Below are 20,563 nucleotides of genomic sequence, written 5' to 3' on the forward strand. Positions count from 1 at the left end.
AAGCATCGAGCCGCGGTACCGGGTGGGCGGTATGGTCGGAATGTTGTGCCGTCGGGAGGGAGTGGTGGCGATGCCGGTTCGATACACGGTCACGAAAGCCGTCCGGCAGGTCGTACTCGGCACGTGTGCCCTGACCGCCTGCGCGGCCCTGATCGCCACCGCGACGCCCGCGGTAGCCGACGCCCGGGACCTGGGCCGATTGGGTGGCGTCGAATTGCTCGATGGGGCATGGTCTTTCGACAAGGCGGCGGCGTCCCTCGGCTTCAGCTACACGACCGCTGATCAGCACGACAATCAGGCTCGCGCCACCGCCGCGCTCTATCTTCCGCCCGGTCTCCCTCCACAGGGCGGCTGGCCGCTGGTGGTCTGGGCGCACGGCACCGTCGGCATCGGCAATGACTGCGCTCCGTCGCATCGGCCCCAATCCGACCGCAACCGGGCCTATTTCGACGAGATCCTCGCGCACGGCTACGCCGTCCTCGCCCCCGACTATCAGGGCTTGGGCACCGGCGGCAATTTCTCCTACTACAACACCGCCGTCGAATCCCGTTCGCTGCTCGACGCGGTGACCGCCGTGCGTGCCCTGCCCGTCCCCCTGACCAGTCACTGGGTGCTCATCGGCCAGTCCGAGGGCGCGCACGCGGTCATGAGCGCCGCCGCCCTCTACGCTCGAAACCCCACCTACGCCCGGGGACTCACCGGCGTCATCGCCACGGGCCTGCGCACCGACCCCGCCAAGAGCCTGCGCGAGATGTTCCGCGCCTCCTCCACCGGCTCCGCCAACCAGGTCGGATACGCCGGCTACTACCTCGCCGCCCTCGAGGACCGCAACCCCGGCAGCGTCCTGCCCTACCTCTCCGACTTCGGCAGGCAGTACGTGGAAAAAGCTGCCACCGAATGCCTTTCGGACCTGGTGGCCGACGCCCAGTCCCGCCGTCCCGCCGCCCTCGTCACCGACCCCGACACCCCGACCCCCACCTTCGACGCCGACATCCGCTCCCTCGTCGCCTACCAGGAAGACGTCATCCCCGCCGATCTCATGATCGGCTACGGCACCGCCGACATCGACGTCCCGCCCACCGACACCCCCGCCTACGGCCCCGCCCTCCAATCCCACAACCCCTGGGTCACCATCACCACCACCGCCTACCCCGGCAAAGACCACAGCGGGGCCTTCCTCGCCTCCCTCCCCGACGCCCTCACCTTCCTACAGTCCCACCTCCCCTGAGCGAGGGTGCGCCGGTTCGCCTCGGTGCCACACCGACCAAGTGAGGGGTATGCCGGGGCGGTAGGCGAGGTGAATGGCGGCGGGGGCGTCGAGTATGTGGAGGTCGGCTCGAGCGCCCGGGCGCAGCACACCGACCGCGCCTGGGGCGGACAGGTCGTGGGCTAGGGCTTGGGCGCCACCGGCGGTGGCGGCCCAGAGGGCTTCGGGGAGGGTCAGGCCCATTTGCAGGACCGCGGTGGTCACGCAGTAGGCCATCGAGGTGGTGTAGGAACTGCCGGGGTTGGCGTTGGTGGCCAGGGCTATTCGCGCTCCGGCGTCCAGGAGGCGGCGGGCGGGGGCGAGGGGTTGGCGGGTGGAGAGGTCGCAGGCGGGGAGCAGGGTGGCCACGGTGGTGGAGGCGGCGAGGGCCTCGATGTCGGCGTCGGTGAGGTGGGTGCAGTGGTCGACGCTGGCGGCGGCGTGGGAGACGGCCAGTTGGACGCCGGGTCCGGGGCCGAGCTGGTTGCCGTGGATGCGGAGGCCCAGGCCGTGAGCCCGACCGGCTTGCAGTACACGCGCGGATTGCGCGGCGTCGAAAGCGCCGGTCTCGCAGAAGACGTCGATCCAGCGCACATGCTCGGCCACCGCCCCGAGCATGGGGCCGCAGACCAGGTCCACGTACGAGTCGGGGGTGAAGTCGGCCGGGACCACGTGAGCGCCCAGAAAAGTCACCTCGTCCACCGCCTCGGCTGCCAGTGCGGCACAACGCTTTTCATCCGCAACGGTCAGTCCGTAGCCCGTCTTGGTCTCCAGATACGTGGTGCCCTGCCGGAGCGCCTCGGCGCGTAGCCGGTGGAGGTTCTCGGCGAGGAGTCCGTCACTGGCCACACGGGTCGCTTCGACGGTGGTACGTATACCGCCCGCCGAGTAGGGAACTCCATTCATGCGCGCCGCGAACTCCGCGGTGCGATCACCCGCGAACACCAGGTGCGTATGGCTGTCGACCCAGCCGGGCAGCACCGCTCGCCCACCGACGTCGACGCGGCGATCGGCATCCGGCACCGACCGCGACGGCCCGACCCAGCTCACGCGCTCACCCTCGATCACCAAGGCCGCATCGTGGAGAACACCGAATTCATCGGTGTTCGTGGTCAATTCGGCGATCCCGGTGATGGCCATGGAAGCCGCGTTCATCGCCATAGCGCTCCGATCTCGGTGTCGAGGGCTGCCGCGACATCGGTGATGGTTCGGTGGCATCGGTCGCGCACCACCCAGCGTCCCGCGATCATCACGTCCGTGACATCCGATGCCGTTGCCGCGAAGAGGATTCCGGGACCGTCAACCCCCGCCGTACGCACCGATTCGGTGTCCACGCACACCAGATCCGCATCCCGGCCGGGCGCGATCGTTCCCGTATTGCTCCACCCCGATGCGGCATGTGCGGTAGCGGCGGACAGCAGTTCCCCGACCTCGAACCGCCCACGCCGCCCGCTGCCGAGCCGCTCGTGCAGTTCCAGCGCCCGCGCCTCGAACCAGGGATCGATGATCGACTGCCCGTCACTGCCGAGCGACAGCCCCGTCCCCGCGTCGGCGAGCGCGCGTCCGGGCCCGATCCCGTCACCGAGATCGGCTTCGGTGCTGGGACACAGGCAGACCCAGCCGCCGGACAGTTCCGTCATGTCCTCGGCCGTCAGGTGCGTCGCGTGCACGGCCACGGTTCGGGGACCGAGAGCTCCTGCCGCCGAGAGCAATCGAGTCGGCGTGCAACCGTGCACCGCGAGACATTCCTCGTTCTCCCGAGGCTGCTCCGACACATGCACGTGCAGCGGGCGGCCGGCAGCGGCACGCACCACCACCGCAATCTGCTCGGCGGGCACCGCCCGCACCGAATGCACCGCCGCTCCGGCGATCACCAGATCCCCGGCCGGCACGAAGGATTCGACCCGCCGCGCCCACGCCTCCGCGTCCCCATCATCGAACCGCTGCTGCACCCCCTCGGTCGGCTTCCCGAATCCCCCGGCCACATAGCACGCATCGAGCAGCGTCAACCGAATCCCCGCCTCCTCCGCCGCCGCGACCAGCGCATGCGAGAACTCGTTGGGATCGGCATACCGCTGCCCGTGCCCGGGATGATGCAGGTAGTGGAACTCCGCGACGCTGGTGTATCCCGCCAGCACCATCTCTGCGTACACCACCCGCGCCAGCCGGTAGTAGGAGTCCGGCTCCAATCGCCGTGCCACCGTGTACATCCGGTCCCGCCAGCTCCAGAAGCGGCCTCGATCCGCGTAGGTCCGTCCACGCAACGCCCGGTGAAACGCATGGGAGTGACCGTTGGCGAATCCGGGAACAGCCATGCCGGACAGCCGATTTCCAGCGGGCGGCGAACCCGGTGTGACCGAGGTGATGATCCCGTCGGCGACGTCGATACGCACCGCCTCGCTCACCCCGCTCGGCAGCCAGGCGCGCGGAAACCAATAGGTGCTCATCCGATCACCGATTCAGGCTTCCCACAGCGGAATTCGCACATCTCGCTCACGAGCGACGGCCTCCGCCTCCGGGTACCCCGCGTCCACATGCCGCAGCACCCCCATCCCGGGATCGTTGGTCAGCACCCGGTCGATCTTCTGCGCGGCGAGCGCGGTCCCGTCCGCGACGGTCACCTGCCCCGCGTGGATGGACCGTCCGATGCCGACCCCGCCACCGTGGTGAATCGACACCCAGCTCGCCCCCGAGGCGGTATTGACCAGCGCGTTGAGCAGCGGCCAGTCGGCGATGGCGTCGGACCCGTCGGCCATTGCCTCGGTCTCCCGATACGGCGACGCCACCGAACCGCAGTCGAGGTGATCGCGCCCGATCACGAGGGGCGCGGAAACCTCACCGCGCGAGACCATTTCGTTGAACCGCAACCCGGCCGCCCGCCGCTCGCCGTAACCCAGCCAGCAGATCCGGGCGGGCAGCCCCTGGAACGCCACCCGCTCCCCCGCCAGCCGAATCCACCGCGCCAGCGATTCGTTGTCCGGGAACAGCTCGAGCATGGCGCGGTCGGTGGCCGCGATATCGGCGGGATCCCCCGACAGCGCCACCCAGCGGAACGGCCCCTTGCCCTCGCAGAACAGCGGCCGAATGTAGGCGGGCACGAACCCGGGAAAGTCGAAGGCCCGTTCGTAGCCCGCGAGTTTCGCCTCCCCCCGAATCGAGTTGCCGTAGTCGAACACCTCCGCGCCGCGATCCAGAAATCCCACCATCGCCCCGACATGGAGCGCCATGGAATCCCGTGCGCGCAGCGTGAATTCGTCGGGCTTACGGCCCGCGTAGTCGTCCCAGTCCTCGAGGGCGACCCCGATCGGAAGATAGGTCAGCGGATCGTGCGCCGAGGTCTGGTCGGTGACGATGTCCACCTCCACCTCGCGGCGCAGCAGTTCCGGGAGCACCTCGGCGGCATTGCCGATCAGCCCGACCGACAGCGCCCGCCGCTCGGCCTTGGCGGCCAGCACCCGCCGCAGCGCATCGTCCATATCGTCGGCGATCTCGTCCAGATACCGGGTGTCGACCCGGCGCCGCGCGTGCCGTGGGTCGCATTCGACGCACAGCGCCACTCCGCCGTTCATAGTGACGGCCAACGGCTGCGCCCCGCCCATCCCGCCGAGACCGGCGGTGAGCGTGAGGGTTCCGGCCAGGCTGCCGCCGAATCGCTTGGCCGCCACCGCCGCGAACGTCTCGTAGGTGCCCTGCAGAATCCCCTGGGTGCCGATATAGATCCACGACCCTGCCGTCATCTGCCCGTACATGGTGAGCCCGGCCGCCTCGAGCCGCCGGAATTCCGGCCAATTCGCCCAATCCGGCACCAGATTCGAGTTGGCGATGAGCACCCGCGGCGCCCATTCGTGCGTTCGCAGCACGCCCACCGGCCGCCCGGACTGCACCAGCAGCGTCTCGTCCAGCGCCAACTCCAGCAGGGTCCGGGAGATGGCGTCGAAACTGGGCCAGTCCCGGGCCGCCTTCCCGGCGCCGCCGTAGACGACCAGATCCTCCGGCCGTTCGGCGACCTCGGGATCCAGATTGTTGTGCAGCATGCGCCATGCCGCCTCGGTCTGCCAGCCGCGTGCGCTCAGCACCGTTCCGCGTGCGGCCCGAACCATCCTGGTCATGACGAAACCCCCAGTGCTAGCAGGTGATCCGCCGCACCCGACCGCACCAGGTCGACCACGGCGGCGATATCCGGCGCGAGATGCCGGTCCGGTCCCGGCCCGGGCACGCGCTCCCGCACCAGATCCCGCAGCGCACCCGTCGCCGGTGCGGGCCGCAGCGGCGCCCGGAAGTCCAATGCCCGTGCCGCGGTGAGCAGTTCGACGGCCAGCACCGTCGTCAGCCCGTCCACCGCGCGCCGCAGCTTGCGAGCCGCCGCCCAGCCCATGGACACATGGTCCTCCTGCATGGCGCTGGACGGGATGGAGTCCACCGAAGCCGGTGCGGCACAGCGCTTCAGCTCCGACACCGCCCCGGCCTGTGTGTACTGCGCGATCATGTACCCGGAGTCCACTCCCGGATCGGCGGCCAGGAACGCGGGCAGTCCGTGCGAGCGGTGCACGTCCAGCATGCGGTCGGTCCGCCGCTCGGCAATGCTCGCCACATCCGCGACCGCGATGGCCAGGAAGTCGAGGACGTACCCGACGGGCGCGCCGTGGAAGTTCCCGTTGGACTCCACCCGCCCGTCTCCCAGCACCACGGGATTGTCGATGGCGGAAGCCAATTCGCGATCGGCGACCGCGGCGGCGTGCGCCAGCGTGTCGCGCGCCGCCCCGTGCACCTGCGGTGCGCAGCGCAGCGAGTACGCGTCCTGCACGCGCGGGCAGTCCGCACCGCGATGGCTGGCCACGATCTCGGATCCGGCCAGCGCCGCCCACATCCGCGCCGCCGCCACCGCCTGCCCCGGATGCGGCCGCAGCGCTTGCAGTTCCGCGGCGAACACCCGGTCGGTCCCCAGTTGCGCCTCCACGCTCATGGCGGCGGTGACGTCGGCGAGATCGAACAGCCGGTGCAGATCCTCGAGGTCCAGCACCAGCATGCCCAGCATGCCGTCGGTGCCGTTGGTGAGCGCCAGTCCTTCCTTCTCCGCCAAGGTGATCGGCGTGAGCCCGTGCTCGGCCAACGCCGGCCCGATCGGGCGCGGACCGTCCGGCCCGAGTACCGAGCCCTCCCCCATCAGTGCCAGCGCCACCGCGGCGAGCGGCGCCAGATCGCCCGAGCAGCCCAGCGAACCGTATTCCGGCACCACCGGGATCAGCCCGCTGTCGAGCAGCCCCGCCAGCGCCCGCGCGGTCTCGGGCCGCACCCCGGTGTATCCGGACAGCAGTGTGCGCAGTCGCAGCAGCATCATGGCCCGCACCACCTCCGGTTCCACGGGCGCGCCCGCGCCGGCGGCGTGCGAGCGAATCAGCGAGCGCTGCAAATCGATTCGCCGATCCGGCGGTATATGCCGCAGGGCGAGCGCGCCGAATCCGGTGGACACCCCGTAGACCGGCCGATCGCTGTGCGCGAGTTCGTCGATGTGCCGGCGCACCCGCGCCAACTCGTCGAGGGCCGCGGCGGACACCTCCACGCCCGCCCCGTAGCGCGCCACCGCCACCACCGCGGCCCGGCTCAAGGGTTCCGCGCCAACCGGTACCCGCTGCGATCCGATTCGCGTCATGGCACCCATTCCAGCGCGTCGAGCCGTTCGGATCGAGCCCCCACGCGGAGGTTGCCGCCAAGCTGCGCGTTTTCCTCTGGCGTACACCCCGGATTGTTACGATCGGCGGAGATGTGTCGAGGGAGGTGCGGTGTCCGAAAACAATCGAGCGCCGGTTGGGGTGGACCCGTTCCGACCCAACCCTGCTCGGGTGTACAACTACATGCTCGGCGGCAAGGACAATTACGACGCCGACCGGGAATACGGCGATCGGATGCTCGCGGTGGCGCCCGATACCAAGGTCACCGCATGGCACAGTCGCCGCTTTCTGCTGCAGGCGGTTCGGTGGGCCGCGCAGGAGGGCATCCGCCAGTTCGTCGATATCGGCGCGGGCATTCCAATCGAGCCGAATGTGCACGAGGTGGCACAGGAGATCGACGACACCGCCATCGTCGCGTCCATCGATTTCGATCCGGTGGTCCACGCTCACAGCAATGCGCTGCTGACCGGCGCCACGGGTGTGACACCGATCCTCGCCGACATTCGCGAACCCGACAAAGTTCTCGAATTGGCGCGCACCGACGCGGGAATCGACTTCTCGAAGCCCGTCGCGATTCTGATCGTCGGAGTGCTGCACTTCGTCATGGACGACGAGAAGCCCTTCGAGGCCGTCGCCCGCCTGCGCGAGGCCATGGTCCCCGGTAGCCTGCTGGTCATCCAGCACGCCTCCACCAACACCCACCCGTTCTTCAAGAACACCTCCACCACCAATGCCGTCGACACCCCGTCGCAGCCCGCATTCCGGCCGCCGGAAGAGGTGCGGCGCTTCTTCGAGGGCCTGGAGATGATCGACCCCGGCCTCGCCCCCGCCAACGAATGGCTCGAGGGCAACCAGCAGTCGACCCGGCTGGTCGTGCTGTGCGGCATCGGCCGGAAGAACTGACCGGCCGAAACACGTTATCCCGCTAGCGAATCCGCCCGTTCCACCAGAGCCTCGGCGATGGGCCGGGGCCGCCGCCCCAGACCGCACGCGCTGGCCACGCCGTCCACCGGGCGGCCCAGCGCGGTCTCGACCATGTGCAGCGTCTCGATTTGCTGTGCCTCGGTGGGGGTTTCGTGCACCAGCCCCGCGTAGAAGCGAGTCGCGGCCGGCAACTCGAGTTCCGCGAGCGGTGCGTAGAACCCGGGATCCACCGAGGGCGGAATGTCGCCGGCGGCGAGCGGCCCGTGCACGAACTCCAGCACGCGGCCCGAAGGCCACTGCCGGGCAATGGAATTCGCCAGCGCAACCAGCGGGCGGGTATCCCGCAGCGTGGTCCGGGCCTTGTTGCGCATGCTGCCCAGGCACAGGTGCACACCGATGCGGGTGCCCGCGGGAGTCGCCGCGGCCAGCTCGGCGATCCCGCGCCCCAGTCCCAGCGCGAGATCGGCCTGCCGGTGCAGCGGCTGCGTGCGGGCCATCAGCACCGTCTCGGCGGTCGCCTCGAACTGCAGGACGACATCGTCACCGGCCAGCGCGCGAATGCCCGCGATATCGCGAACCGTGGCGTCGCGGAACGCTTTTCGATGCTTGCGCACGCCGCACATGCCCATGGCGATGAAGGTCAGGGTGAAATCGGTCGGCATGCCGATCTGCAACGACAACTCCGGCAGATCCCGTTCGGCGCGCAGCCGCTGAAACACCGGCAGCGCCTCGCCGGCCTCGCCCAGATATCCCAGCTCCATCATGTCGCCGGTCAGCCGCGCACCGGGGGCGGCCCGATGCACGGCCCGATTCCGGCTGGAATCCCAGGATCCGGACCGTTTCACCGCCAGCACGCCCTGGGCCACCAGGCCCTCGATGATCGGCTGCACATACCACTCGTAGCGGGTGGTTTCGCCGGTCGGTAGCGTGCGCAGGCGCGGACCCGCGCCGTCGAGCATCGCCCGCATCGCATCCTCGGTGCTCACGGCCGGAAAGCTGCCGACGAAGTGCACATTTCGCGCGCCCATACCGTGCATATTAGATCTTCAACCTTGTTCCTCGAATGGGCAGTTCCCGGATCATCGTGTGGGGTATCGTCATTCGCCAGAAGATGGCCCGATTCGGAACCGGGTGCGGTCGCCGATGGCGCCGTGGTAATCGACTTCAGCCAAAGGGAATTCATATCGTGCGCACCTCGTTACGGGCGCTGGCCGTGTGTGCGGCCACGACCCTGTTGTGTTCGATCCCGGTCCTCGCCCAGGCCGATCAGCCGGCGGCGGGCCACTGTCAGGACGTGAGTTTCCCGGTGCCGCAAGGCACGGTCGCGGGGACGCTGTGCCTGCCCGACGGGCCGACCGACGCGGTCATGATCCTGATGTCGGGGTCCAACTACAACCATGTCTACTGGGATTTCCCGTATCAGCCCGAGACCTACAACTTCCGGCAGGCCATGAACCGGGCCGGATACGCGACGCTGGTGGCGGACCGGCTCGGCAACGGGGACAGCAGCAAACCGCCGGCGCTGACGCTGACCGCGCAGACGACCGCGGACGCCCTGCACGTCATGGTGCAGGCGATGCGGCACGGGCTGGTGGGCAACGCGCCGTTCACCAAGGTCGTCACCGCCGGGCATTCGCTGACCTCCAGCACCTCCATGATGGAGGCGCTGGGCAATCACGATGTCGACGGCATCATCCTGACCGGCTACTCGCACACCCTCAGCGTGCCGGACGTGCTCGGGGTGATCAGCACCTATCATCCGGCCATCGAGGAGCCCGAATTCGTCGGGCGCGGTTACGATTCCAGCTATCTGGTGGCGCGGGCGGGCACCCGTGCCGCCAACTTCTACGGCGTCGGCTACGACCCGCAGGTGGTCGCCCTCGACGAGGCGACCAAGGAAGCGTTCTCGCTCACCGAGTATCCCGACGGCCTGCTGACCACGCTGCCGGGCGAGTCGAGCCTGTTGAACATTCCGGTGCTGCTGGTCGACGGCGGCCGCGATCGGCTGGCCTGCGGACCGGGCTTCGGCATCTGCACCGACAGCGCGACACTGCAGGCCGCCGAGAACCCCTACTTCACGCCCGCCGCCAAGCTGCGCACCTTCGTGCTGCCCGACAGCGGGCACGCCATCAACCTCGCGCCGAACACGGGCGACTACCGGGCCGTCGTCATCGACTGGATGAAGTCGGTCACGGGCTGAGAACCGTTGCGGGCGTGCCGGACTCATGCCGAGAACGGCGCGCCCGCTCCTTCCGCCCGCGTGGTGCCGCCGCGCCGGGCGGCCAGCGGCAGCGCGACATCCTCGAGCGAGCGGCCCTCGGCGTCGACGGCCAGGAACCACGCGATCAGCCCGCCGGCGATCATCACCGCCGCGCCCAGCAGATAGCCGAGGAACAATCGCACCGGGTGCTCGCCGTCGCCGATGAGCGCACCGTAGACGACCGGGCCGAGGGCGCCGAAACACTGTGCGATGGCGAAGAACACGGCGATCGCCTTGGCCCGGACCTCGAGCGGGAAGATCTCGCTGACGGTCAAGTACGCCGAGCTCGCGCCCGCGGAGGCGAAGAAGAAGATGACACACCAGCAGACGGTCTGGGTGATGGCATTGAGCACGCCGGCGTAGAACAGCACCGCCGAAACCGTCAGCAGCACACCGGAAAGCACATACGTGCCCGCGATCATGCGACGGCGGCCGATGGTGTCGAAGAGATGTCCGATGGTCAGCGGGCCGATCAGATTGCCGACCGCGAACGCGATCAGATACAGCGGTGTCGAACCGGACGGGACGCCGTAGAACTTGCCCAGCACCAGCGTGTAGGTGAAGAAGATGGCGTTGTACAGGAACGACTGGCTGATCATCAGGCTCGCGCCGAGTATGGCGCGGCGCGGATACTCGCGGAACAGCACGCGGGTCAAGGCCAGATAGCCGATCTGATCGGTCGGCTTGACCTCCATGGCCTTGGACTCGTCCACCGGCGGCAGCGTCGCCCCGGTCGCTTCCACGTCGTGCTCGATCTCCTCGATCGACTGCTCGGCCTCGCGGGCGCGGCCGTGCATGATCTGCCAGCGGGGGCTCTCCGGAAGATGGCGGCGCACCACCAGAATCACCAGGCCGAGCACCGGGCCGATGAGGAATCCCAGCCGCCAGCCCAGTGACAGGCTCATATGGTTGAGCAGCACGAAGGTGCCGAGCGTGCCGATAATCGCGCCGGCCCAATAGGTTCCGTTGACCGCGATATCGACGCGACCGCGATAGCGCGCTGGAATCAACTCGTCGATGGCGGAATTGATGGCCGCGTACTCGCCGCCGATACCCATGCCGGCGATGAAACGGGTCAGATACAGGAATGCCACCCAGCCCGCGCCATTGCCGAGAGTGGCTGCGGTGAGACCGCTTCCGATCAAATACACGCCGAGCGTCACCAGGAACAATTTGCGGCGGCCCAGGCGATCGGAGAGATTGCCGAACAGCAGCGCGCCGATCACCTCGCCCGCGAGATACACCGTCGCGATCAGGCCGACGGCGGTCGAGGACATGTGCAGTGTCTCGGGTTTGGTCAGGGTGTCGGCGACGGCGCTGGCGACCGTGATCTCCAGGCCGTCCAGAATCCACGCCACCCCGAGCGCGGCGACCAGTCTGGTGTGGAATCTCGTCCACGGCAGCCGATCGATTCGTGCGGGCACCAGCGTCCGCACCACACCTGGGTCGATTACCTCCGACATCACGACTCCCGAGTCCGTTTTCCGCGTCCTCCGCCTGTTCATCGACTGCCCGGCAAACGATAGAGCACGCCACCGAGGAATCGCGGGAACAGGCCGCTACCTGCCGCTATACCCGCCGGGCGAGGCCGCGAACGTAGCGGCTCGGATTTTCGGCGATGAGTTTCGCGGAGGGTGTGGCTAGCATCGGCGTTCGTGCGTTCAGTTTCTGGGGGAGATTTCCGAATTCGACTGGGCGCCCTCATCGCGGGGGTGCTCGGTGTCGTCTTGGCGGTGCTCACACCGTTGCTGCCGGTTCGGCAGGATCGGGCGAGCGTGGATTGGCAACAGGCGCAGGCGGTTCAGGTGAGCTTGCCGCTGGTGGATTATGTGCCGCTGTCGATGGATGTGAATGTGCCGTGCGCGGTGTTGCGGGACATGGCGGCGGGGACGGTGTTGTCGACGGTTCCGGTGCAGGCGCCGGGGGCGGACGGCAAGGGGCTGATCGCGCGGGTCGAGGACAAGGCGGGGGCGGGGCGGACGCTGTCGGTGGTGCTGCGGGGGATGCCGCTGCTGACGGCTTCGGTGTTCGAGATGACCGGGGTGGGAACGGCTTCCGAGGCGGCGGTTGGGCCGGGCGGGGATGCGCCGGGGGCGGGGGCGAATACGCCGGCGGGTAATGAGGGTGGGGGGTCGGGGGCGTCGGGTTCGATGCCGACGCCTGGTTCGACACCGTCGCCTGGCTCTACGCCGTCGCCTGGTTCGACACCGCCTCCCGGCTCTACACCGCCGCCTGGCTCTACGCCGCCTCCCGGTTCGACGCCGCCTCCCGGCTCTACACCGCCGCCTGGCGCGACGCCGCCCTCCGGTGCGGTGCCGCCGGGTTCGGATCCGCTTCGAGGGGCGACGCCGGCGCCTGGCAGCACTCCACCCGCTGACGTTCCCGCGCTGCCGGTCACGCCGGGATCGGGGGCCGGCGTGACGCCGAACATGGCGCAGCATGCGGGTTGTGGTGCGCTGGTGGTGCATTCGGACGCCTCCGGCACCACTGCCGAGTTGACGGGGATGAATCGCGCGGACGGTAGCCCGCTGCGGACGACCGTCGACAAGGATGTGCGCCCGCAGATCGTGGGCGTCTACACCGACCTGGACCGGATGCGGTTGAGCGACGCTCGCCTGCATGCCGAGATCGATTCACGGTTCTCGTCGAGTCCGAGCGTGCTGAAGCTGGCGGCCATGGCCGGTGCGGCGTTGTGCACGCTGATCGCGCTGGTGTGCCTGTATTTCATCGATGCCGCGGACGGTCGTCGCAGGCGTCGGTTCCTGCCGGTGCGCTGGTGGCGGCTCACACTGACCGATGCGGTGGTGCTGGTCGTGCTCGGGGTGTGGCATGTGATCGGGGCCAACACTTCCGATGACGGCTACATCCTCACCATGGCGCGGGTGTCCAAGGTCGCGGGCTACACCGCGAACTATTACCGCTGGTACGGGGTCGCGGAAGCGCCGTTCGGATGGCCCTATGAACTGCTGGCGCAGATGACACGGCTGACCGATGCCAGCCTGTTCATGCGTGTGCCCGCGCTGCTGGCGGGGGTTCTGTGCTGGTGGGTGATCAGCCGGGAGGTGTTGCCGCGGCTGGGATCTCGGGTGCGGGGCAGTGGGGCTCGATGGACGGCCGCATTGGTGTTTCTGGCCATGTGGCTGCCGTACAACAACGGGCTGCGGCCGGAACCGCTGATCGCATTGGGCGCCTTGCTGACCTGGTGCTCGATCGAGCGAGCCATTGCCACGCGGCGGCTGCTGCCGGCGGCTGTCGCGGTATTGATCGCGGCGTTCTCCCTGGCGGCCGGCCCGTCGGGGTTGATCTGTCTGGCAGCGCTTTTTGCTGGCTCTCGGCGAGTGCTGGGCATCCTTATCGCCCAGGTGCGTGAGGAGTCGAACCGGGTACTGGGGTATCTCGGCCGGATCGCGCCGGTGCTGACCGCGGGCGCGCTTGTGTTGACCGTCGTGTTCGCCGATCAGACCATCGCCTCGGTCTCCGAGGCAACGCGGGTGCGAAAGCTGGTCGGGCCCAATATGTCTTGGCCGGATGAGCCGGCGCGGTGGATTTCGCTGCTGTCGCTGACGCCGGATGGATCGTTGTCGCGGCGGTTCGGGGTGCTCGCGATGCTGCTGTGCCTGGGCGCGTGTTTCGCGGTGGTGCTGCGTAAGGGCGGGCGGATTCCGGATACCGCTCGGGGGCCGGTGGCTCGGATGCTGGGGATCACGGTGATGTCGCTGGTGCTCATGGCATTCACGCCGACCAAGTGGACGCATCATTTCGGTGTGTACGCGGGACTGGCGGCGGCATTGGCGGCGGTTACCACTGTCGCGTTGGGCGGCACTGTGATTCGAGCCCCGTATCTGCGCTCACTGTTCGCGGCGGCGGTTTTGTTCCTGGTGGCGTTCTGCTTCACCGGGTCGAACGGCTGGTGGTATGTGTCGGGGTATGGCGTGCGGTGGCCTGACCGTGCACCGGCGATCGGCGGGATCGGCATCGCCTCGCTGATTTTCGGGCTCGGGGCGGTGTGCCTGGCGGTGGCTGCTTGGCAGTACTACCGGGAGCCGTATCGCGAGAGTCGTTCTACTGGACGCGCTTTCGGTCGCATCTCTATTCGGCCGTTGACTGTTGCGGCTGCCGCGCTGGTGCTGTTCGAGGTGGGGACGATGGCTTCGGCGGCCTGGTCGCAGTATCCGGCGTACTCGGTTGCGTTATCGAATCTGCGCGCGTTGCAAGGGCATCCGTGTGCGATGGCGGATGACGTTCTGGTGGAGGACAAGCCGGAGGATTCGGTGCTGCTGCCCTACACCGGGGCGGCGGCCGATGGGCTTGGCGCGGACAATGCCGGGTTCACGGCCAATGGCGTCGGCGACCTCGCGCCGGAGGGGACGGGGCCTGGCGGCGGCGCAGGTGGTGGCGGTTCCAAACAGCCTTCTCCCCCGCCGGGCGGCGGACCGTCGGACAAGCCAAAGGCCGAGCCTGGGATCAATGGCAGTACGGTGGCACTGCCGTATGGGCTGGATCCGAAACGTACTCCGGTCATGGGCAGTTACGCCACGGGGCAGGCGCAGGGCGCGCATTTGACTACTCAGTGGTATCGCATGGATCTGGCTGCGGTGCAGCGGGATTCCAGTTATCGCGTGTTGGTGTTGACGGTCGCGGGGCGCATTGCCGCGGCGGATGGTGACCACAAGGCCGAGGGCGCACAGCTGCGTCTGGAGTTCGCCCATCGCGCCGAGGACGGCAGCGTGCGGGCGCTCGGCGATCTGGTGCCGCCGAATGTCGGCGGTGCACCGGACTGGCGCAATCTTCCGATCGATCTGGATCGAATTCCGGCTGGCACCAACGCTGTTCGCTTGGTCGCCAAGGCCGATGATCCGACCGGCATGCAGTGGGTGGCGGTGACGCCGCCGCGCCTGCCGCATCTGACCAGCCTCGAGTCGATAGTCGGCGACGACGCTCCCGTATTGACCGACTTCCATGTGGGACTGGCATTTCCGTGCCAGCACCCGCTCGACCATCGTGACGGGGTGGCGCAGGTTCCGGTGTGGCGCATTCTGCCCGACAAGTTGAATTCGCAGGTGTCCGAGAGCTGGGAGGGCGCGACGGGGGGCGGGCCGGTCGGATGGATGGGGCTATTGCTGAAGTCGCAGACCGTCCCGGCTTACCTCGATCACGATTGGACTCGGGATTGGGGTGAATTGCAGCGGCTTACACCGGCTGTGGATGCTCCCAGCGCTGTTGTCGATGTGCGCGTGGAGGATCGGTGGGGGTGGGTGAACGACAGTCCGATTATGGCTGGGGCGGATCCTGGTCAGAATCGGTGAATTGTGTTGGTAGCCAGGAATTTACACAGCGTGTTGGGGTGATCATGCTGTCGTGTCGCGGGATTCGAAACTATGATCGAGGGTATGGGTGACATCGCTGATGAGATCGCTACCGCGCAAGCGGTGGTCGCTCGCTTGCGTGTGGTGCACTCGCAGGTAGCTGCGTACATCGTGTGGGTGTCGGGGGCGCTGCCCGGCAGTGTCCACGACAGCAAGGCCGCCTGGATCTGGCAGATCATGCGCGAACTCGAGCGGTGTGGGCTGATCGTGCTGGCGGACAAGGGATATCACGGTGTCGATGGCCTGCTCACACCTTATAAGGGCCGCGGAAAACCCGAGTCGCAGAAGCAGGCCAACCGAGCCCACGCGAAACTACGCGCACCCGGTGAACGCGCCAACGCCCAGCTCAAGACCTGGAAAGTGCTGCGGAAACTACGCTGCTGCCCGCACCGGGCCGGGCAACTGGTCAAGGCTATCCACCTCCTGCAAACCCGCGAGGTTCAAGCCGCCACCCAAGGATGAAAAAAGGCTCAGTGGATCCCTGGTCTCGGCAAATTTCTACTACGCATCGTCGTTTTGGGCCTAGGATGGGGTACGGCATTCGCGAAGGGGAAGGGACACGGCGTATGCGAACGATCAATCGGATTGTCAACTATCTCAGGGTTTTCGGGCGCGCTCGGCGGCATCGGACCGATCTGGCCGGCTGGTTGGTTCGGCGGCCGCTGTTGCTGTTGGGTACCGGCATCTACGAGTCGATGCTGATGTTCTCCAATCGGGTGGACCCTCACCTCAAGGAACTGGCCGAGTTGAAGACTGCTGCGCTGGTCAACTGTGAGTTCTGCCTCGATATCGGGTCGGCGCTGGCCCATTACGGGGGCCTGACCGAGGCGCAGGTGACCGAGCTGTCGAAATACCGTGACAGCGCGGCGTACAACGAACTGGAGAAGCTTGTCCTCGCCTATGCGGAGGCCATGACGGTCACTCCGACCGATCTGGATCTCGAGGAGTTGCGCGCCCAACTTTCGAAGCATCTGAGCAGAGCTCAGCTGGCCGAACTCGCCGCCGCCATCGCGTGGGAAAATCAGCGGTCCCGGCTCAATCAGGGGCTCGGCGTGCGCGCCACGGGGATGGCGGACGGTATGGCCTGCGCACTTCCTGAGCCTCGCCGCGCAGCCGAGTAACCGCCCGCAATACCGCTCTCGCACACACGGATTCGGAAGAATGAGCCGGCACGCCACCGGGCTGGTGACCGTTCAGCTGAAGGTGCGCCGGTAGGTCTGCGGACTGACGCCCGTAGTGCGCTTGAATCGGTCGCGAAACGCTGTCGGTGAGCCGAAGCCGACCTGGCGGCCGATGCGTTCCACCGAGTGCTGTGTGGTTTCGAGCAGGTGCTGGGCCTGGCGGATACGTGCCCGGTGCAGCCATTGCAGCGGCGTGGTGCCGGTCTGGTCGCGGAAGTGGCGGATGAGGGTGCGGGTGCTGGTTCCGGCCTGCTCGGCGATGTCGGCGAGGGTGAGGTCGCGGGCGAGGTTCTCGCGCAACCAGGTCAGTACCGCCTCCAGTTCGGAGCCGCGCGGTGTGGGCGTGTGGTCGAAGACGATGAATTGCGCTTGCCCGCCTTCACGTTCGAGCGGCATCACCGACAGCCGCGCCGCATCGGCGGCCACCGCCGAACCGTAGTCGCGACGAATCATGTGCAGGCACAGATCCATCCCCGCGGCCGCGCCGGCCGAGGTGAGGAATTGGCCGTTGTCGACGTAGAGGACGTCCGGATCGACCTCGAGGTCCGGGTAGGTGGCGGCCAGCAATTCGGCCGCGCGCCAATGGGTCGTGACGCGCAGCCCGGCCAGCAGCCCGGACGCGGCGAGCGGGAACGTGCCCACACAGATGGACGCGATCCGCGTGCCACCGGCGGCCGCCGCCCGCAATGCCTCGCCCGCGGCGGGAGTGAGCGGGGCCCTGGGGTCGGCGATGCCCGGCACGATGATCGTGTCCGCGTCCCGCAACTCGGCCAGTCCGCCCCGGGCGCGCAATGTGAAGGCGCCGGCGTCGATCTCGTCGCGTTCGGCGCACACCCGAACCTGGTAGGCGGCCCGCCCGTCGGGCAGGCGCGCCCGGGAGAAGACCTCGATCGGAGTGGACAGATCGAACGGGATGACCTGATCCAGCGCGAGAATCGCGACGGTATGCATGGCGGGAACATACCGTGCCGACGGCACGATCAGCACTGCCTCGCTCTGCGGAAAGACCTGGATCACACTGCCGCAACAGGCATTTCGCGCCCATGGCGTTAATCCGTTGAAACATGTCGACAATGCCACTTGGTGATCATCTCGGGCGCGAGTTGACTTCGGGAGGTCCGAATGGCACCCGATCCCGAAGGAACACGAATGCACACCCAGGTCGTCCTGTTCGACGGCTTCGACCCACTCGATGCCATCGCCCCGTACGAGGTGCTGTACGCCGGTGGTACGGCCTCCGACGGTGCGGTGACCGTCGAGCTGGTCTCCGCCGAGGGTCCTCGCGAGGTACCGAGCGGCACTGCGGGATTGACGCTGCGCGCCACCGGATCCATAGATCTCGGACGCGCGGATCTGCTTGTAGTGCCCGGCGCTTCCGGTCGTGTCGGCGAACCCGGCGAGGTCCCCGACCACGACCTGGGTGCGGGTGAACGGCAGCAGGACGAACTCATTCCCGTGCTGCTGGGCCGCACCTTGGAAACCGAACTACCCGCACTCCTGGCGCAGGCGATGCACGATCCGGATATCACGGTCGCCACGGTCTGCGGCGGCTCGCTCATCCTAGCGATGGCGGGCCAGCTGGAGGGACGCCACGCCACCACCCACCCGTTGGGCCTCCACCTCTTGGACGCCACCGGCGCTCATGCGCTTCGCGCCCGCATCGTGGATGACGGCGACCTGATCACCGCGGGCGGCGTCACCTCCGGACTCGACCTGGGCCTGTACCTGCTCGAGCGTGAAATGGGCCCGCGCATAGCGCATGCGGTCGAGGAACTGTTCTGCCACGAGCGCCGCGGCACCGTCTGGCGCGCCCAAGGACTGTCGCCCTCCGCTTTCTGAACCCACTCGCACAGTCAGGAATACACACAATGCCCGCCGAAGGCACCTGGAATCTGTCCATCTCCACCCCGCTAGGCAAGATCAAAGCCATAGTCGAAATCCATACGCGGGAAGGCGCTTTGACCGGTGTCGCCCGCGCCGCGGGAGAGGAGGTGCCACTCACTGACATCACCCTCGAGGGCGACCGGCTCACCTGGCGACAGTCCGTCACCAAACCGATTCGCCTGAATTTGGCATTCGATGTGACCGTCGACGGCGACACTCTCGTGGGCACCTCCCGGTCCGGCCGACTCCCGGCCTCGAAAGTCACCGGCGAACGCCGACCCGACCCCGACCGAGCACAGCCCAAAGCGGGTGCCCCGCAATGATTTACATCATGCCGATCATTCTCGGCCTCGTGTACTGCCTCGTGATGTCCTTGATCGCCGAGCCGCACCGGCGCCGCTTCAACGCCATCATGGTCGCCGGCGCGGGCGCGGCCTACCTGAGCGGTGGCGGCCTCGGTCCGTGGGAGTTGCCATTTACCGCGCTCACCGCGTACGTCGCCTACCGTGGACTGGAGTCCTGGACCTTCATCGGTCTCGGATGGCTGCTGCATACCGCGTGGGATGTCATCCACTTGCTCAAAGGCCACCCGATCCTGCCGTTCGCGCACAACTCGTCCCTGGGTTGCGCCATCTGCGACCCGGTCATCGCCGCATGGTGCTTCGCGGGCGGCCCCTCGCGACGACGGTCAGCGGCGTATCCGCCCGCACCCGCGTGATCGGGTGAGCCTATTCCGCGGGCGGAATCAGCCAGCGCGCGTACGTGTTCTCGGGGCTGACCGTGATGATGTCGGCGACCTCGGCGAGATCGGCGGGGAGTTGGCCGCCGAAGTGCGCGAGGCTGGGCACGATGACCGCGTCGGCCTGCAGGCGGGACAGGGCGGTACGAACCCGGATGATCGGGCGATCGGTTTCGGGACCGAAAACGAGTGTCTTGCACAGGTCATAGCCGAGGCGTCGGGCCAGATGCTGAATCTGCGCCTGGTCCCACCGCTGTTGAGCTCCGGACACATCGTGCCGGAGAAATCCGATCGCTGACGGTTGTGGCCGCATCTCGCCGCTTTCTCGACTGATCCGTATCGCGCCCGGTGTCAACGCTACGATGAACGGCTCACGCACCGAGGCCGATCCGCTGAGAAATACGGTGTCGCAAACGTGCCGCGATCTCCGCGTCCGCGGCACGACCTGGCCATTTGTCTCGAAAACGCTTGCTATGCAATGCATTACCTAAATTCGGTGAGCCTTTCTTTGCTGGCGGGAACGCGTCTGAAGCATTACCGTTCCCCTGGTGAGGGACGATTTCGAGGGGTCGGTGGCGGTCGCACATCCCGCCGAGCCGCATGCGATGGGATTGGCGACGCGCCTGAACTGGCTGCGCGCCGGCGTATTGGGAGCAAACGACGGGATCGTCTCGGTGGCGGGCATCGTGGTGGGCGTGGCCGCGGCCACCAGCAGCACCACCGCCATCGCCACCGCGGGTGTGGCCGGGCTGGCGGCCGGCGCCGTGTCGATGGCGCTGGGCGAATACGTCTCGGTGAGCACCCAGCGCGACAGCGAACGCGCCCTGCTCGAGACCGAGCGCCGCGAATTGGCCGAGCAGCCAGAGGAGGAACTCGCCGAACTCGCCGCGATCTATCGCGCCAAGGGACTGTCCGCGGCGACGGCGCAGGCGGTCGCGGAGGAGCTCACCGCGCGCGACGCCTTCACCGCCCACGCCGAAGCCGAACTCGGTATCGATCCCGACGAGCTGACCAACCCCGTGCATGCCGCGTTCTCCTCGGCGCTGTCGTTCACGCTGGGCGCGTTGCTGCCGCTGCTGGCGATCTTGACCCCGCAGTCGATGCGGGTGCCGGTCACCATGGCCGCGGTGCTCGCCGCCTTGGCGCTGACCGGTGCGGCGGGCGCGCACCTCGGGCAAGCCCCGGTGGGCCGGGCGACCGTTCGGGTCCTCGCGGGCGGTGCGCTCGCGATGCTCACCACCTACCTGATCGGGCACCTGGTCGGTATGGCGATCTGACCGGATCGGCCCGGGGC

The 20,563-nt window shown here is 67.9% G+C and carries 17 protein-coding genes and 1 pseudogene; 10 read left to right on the top strand and 8 right to left on the bottom strand.

The genetic code is table 11. The features are described 5' to 3' along the window. Positions 1-70 precede the first annotated feature (70 nt). A complete protein-coding gene (locus tag D7D52_RS24035; RefSeq protein ID WP_162958508.1) occupies positions 71-1,228 on the top strand; it encodes an alpha/beta hydrolase in 1,158 nt (385 codons plus the stop codon). Here the strand turns inward: D7D52_RS24035 and hutI are convergent. From hutI to hutH, 4 genes are read right to left on the bottom strand one after another with little or no spacing between them, the layout of a single operon-like run. Next, positions 1,208-2,401, bottom strand: coding sequence for an imidazolonepropionase (hutI, locus tag D7D52_RS24040; RefSeq protein WP_120744413.1), 1,194 nt, complete (start codon positions 2,399-2,401; stop codon positions 1,208-1,210). The two genes, D7D52_RS24035 and hutI, sit on opposite strands and share 21 nt — an antisense overlap. Then, positions 2,398-3,693 carry a formimidoylglutamate deiminase gene (locus tag D7D52_RS24045; RefSeq protein ID WP_120739855.1) on the bottom strand — a complete coding sequence of 432 codons (1,296 nt, stop codon included), beginning with the start codon at positions 3,691-3,693 and terminating at the stop codon, positions 2,398-2,400. Before D7D52_RS24045 ends, hutI begins: the two co-directional genes overlap by 4 nt. Before the next feature lie 12 nt (positions 3,694-3,705). After that, positions 3,706-5,355: a urocanate hydratase gene (gene hutU, locus D7D52_RS24050; RefSeq protein ID WP_120739856.1), complete on the bottom strand. Its 1,650-nt coding sequence runs from the start codon at positions 5,353-5,355 to the stop codon at positions 3,706-3,708. Beyond that, positions 5,352-6,896, bottom strand: a complete 1,545-nt coding sequence (gene hutH / locus D7D52_RS24055) for a histidine ammonia-lyase (RefSeq protein ID WP_120744414.1) — start codon at positions 6,894-6,896, stop codon at positions 5,352-5,354. Before hutH ends, hutU begins: the two co-directional genes overlap by 4 nt. Before the next feature lie 160 nt (positions 6,897-7,056). Here hutH and D7D52_RS24060 point away from each other — a divergent pair, with 160 nt between their 5' ends. Further along, positions 7,057-7,818: an SAM-dependent methyltransferase gene (locus D7D52_RS24060; protein ID WP_281279232.1), complete on the top strand. Its 762-nt coding sequence runs from the start codon at positions 7,057-7,059 to the stop codon at positions 7,816-7,818. A 14-nt stretch (positions 7,819-7,832) separates the two neighbouring features. Here the strand turns inward: D7D52_RS24060 and D7D52_RS24065 are convergent, their stop codons facing one another. Beyond that, on the bottom strand, positions 7,833-8,867 hold the full coding sequence (locus D7D52_RS24065) for a hypothetical protein (protein ID WP_120739860.1): 1,035 nt from the start codon (positions 8,865-8,867) through the stop codon (positions 7,833-7,835). Positions 8,868-9,025: 158 nt separating this feature from the next. On the opposite strand from D7D52_RS24065, the gene D7D52_RS24070 reads away from it, so the two are divergent. Continuing rightward, on the top strand, positions 9,026-10,039 hold the full coding sequence (locus D7D52_RS24070) for an alpha/beta fold hydrolase (protein ID WP_246023255.1): 1,014 nt from the start codon (positions 9,026-9,028) through the stop codon (positions 10,037-10,039). A 23-nt stretch (positions 10,040-10,062) separates the two neighbouring features. Here the strand turns inward: D7D52_RS24070 and D7D52_RS24075 are convergent, their stop codons facing one another. Further along, positions 10,063-11,562 carry an MFS transporter gene (locus D7D52_RS24075; protein ID WP_120739862.1) on the bottom strand — a complete coding sequence of 500 codons (1,500 nt, stop codon included), beginning with the start codon at positions 11,560-11,562 and terminating at the stop codon, positions 10,063-10,065. Positions 11,563-11,754: 192 nt separating this feature from the next. Here D7D52_RS24075 and D7D52_RS24085 point away from each other — a divergent pair, with 192 nt between their 5' ends. The 3 genes and pseudogenes from D7D52_RS24085 to D7D52_RS24095 all read left to right on the top strand — a co-directional run bounded on the left by D7D52_RS24085 (position 11,755) and on the right by D7D52_RS24095 (position 16,586). Continuing rightward, positions 11,755-15,405 (top strand): arabinosyltransferase domain-containing protein, encoded by a 3,651-nt coding sequence (locus D7D52_RS24085; RefSeq protein ID WP_246023256.1) that lies wholly within the window; start codon positions 11,755-11,757, stop codon positions 15,403-15,405. A gap of 168 nt (positions 15,406-15,573) precedes the next feature. Next, a pseudogene (locus D7D52_RS24090) lies at positions 15,574-15,927 on the top strand (transposase family protein); the annotation flags it as partial. 104 nt (positions 15,928-16,031) lie between these two features. Beyond that, positions 16,032-16,586, top strand: coding sequence for a carboxymuconolactone decarboxylase family protein (locus D7D52_RS24095; protein WP_120739864.1), 555 nt, complete (start codon positions 16,032-16,034; stop codon positions 16,584-16,586). 72 nt (positions 16,587-16,658) lie between these two features. Here the strand turns inward: D7D52_RS24095 and D7D52_RS24100 are convergent, their stop codons facing one another. Then, entirely contained in the window at positions 16,659-17,597 is a 939-nt protein-coding gene (locus D7D52_RS24100) for a GlxA family transcriptional regulator (protein ID WP_120744417.1), read from the bottom strand. Positions 17,598-17,795: 198 nt separating this feature from the next. On the opposite strand from D7D52_RS24100, the gene D7D52_RS24105 reads away from it, so the two are divergent. From D7D52_RS24105 to D7D52_RS24115, 3 genes are read left to right on the top strand one after another with little or no spacing between them, the layout of a single operon-like run. Then, positions 17,796-18,485: a DJ-1/PfpI family protein gene (locus tag D7D52_RS24105; RefSeq protein WP_120739866.1), complete on the top strand. Its 690-nt coding sequence runs from the start codon at positions 17,796-17,798 to the stop codon at positions 18,483-18,485. A 29-nt stretch (positions 18,486-18,514) separates the two neighbouring features. Continuing rightward, entirely contained in the window at positions 18,515-18,853 is a 339-nt protein-coding gene (locus D7D52_RS24110) for a hypothetical protein (protein WP_120739868.1), read from the top strand. A gap of 8 nt (positions 18,854-18,861) precedes the next feature. Next, entirely contained in the window at positions 18,862-19,248 is a 387-nt protein-coding gene (locus tag D7D52_RS24115) for a DUF6010 family protein (RefSeq protein WP_246023257.1), read from the top strand. A 10-nt stretch (positions 19,249-19,258) separates the two neighbouring features. Here the strand turns inward: D7D52_RS24115 and D7D52_RS24120 are convergent, their stop codons facing one another. Further along, positions 19,259-19,540, bottom strand: coding sequence for a hypothetical protein (locus tag D7D52_RS24120; RefSeq protein WP_246023258.1), 282 nt, complete (start codon positions 19,538-19,540; stop codon positions 19,259-19,261). 334 nt (positions 19,541-19,874) lie between these two features. On the opposite strand from D7D52_RS24120, the gene D7D52_RS24125 reads away from it, so the two are divergent. Next, entirely contained in the window at positions 19,875-20,546 is a 672-nt protein-coding gene (locus D7D52_RS24125; protein ID WP_120744418.1) for a VIT1/CCC1 transporter family protein, read from the top strand. Positions 20,547-20,563 lie beyond the last annotated feature (17 nt).

This window comes from Nocardia yunnanensis, assembly GCF_003626895.1.
Lineage (GTDB): Bacteria > Actinomycetota > Actinomycetes > Mycobacteriales > Mycobacteriaceae > Nocardia > Nocardia yunnanensis.